Origin of the sequence: Paraburkholderia sp. A1RI_3L, assembly GCF_048957895.1 — a bacterium.
GTDB classification, from domain to species: Bacteria; Pseudomonadota; Gammaproteobacteria; order Burkholderiales; family Burkholderiaceae; genus Paraburkholderia; species Paraburkholderia kururiensis.
Window position 1 is genome coordinate 1 of record NZ_JARCHA010000101.1, and the last position, 296, is coordinate 296.

Genomic DNA, 296 nt, shown 5'->3' on the forward strand with positions numbered 1-296 from the left:
ACATCCGAGATGTTCGGGCGCGTGCAGGCGGTGCCGCAAACGGAGAGCACGCCGTTCTATCCCCGCAGTCCCTACGGCGTGGCCAAGCTCTTTGCACACTGGATGACGGTCAACTATCGCGAGAGCTACAACCTCTTTGCATCGAGCGGCATTCTGTTCAATCACGAGTCGCCGTTGCGCGGACGCGAATTCGTGACGCGCAAGGTGACGGACGCTTTCGCGAAGATGCGCCTCGGCAGGCTCGACGTGCTCGAACTCGGCAACCTCGATGCAAAGCGTGACTGGGGTTTCGCGCA

Annotated in this window: 1 protein-coding gene; it reads left to right on the top strand. The window is 61.1% G+C overall.

The features are described from left to right. Window positions 1–296: GDP-mannose 4,6-dehydratase (locus PXJ20_RS33080; protein WP_421057532.1), on the top strand; the 296-nt coding region annotated here is incomplete at both ends.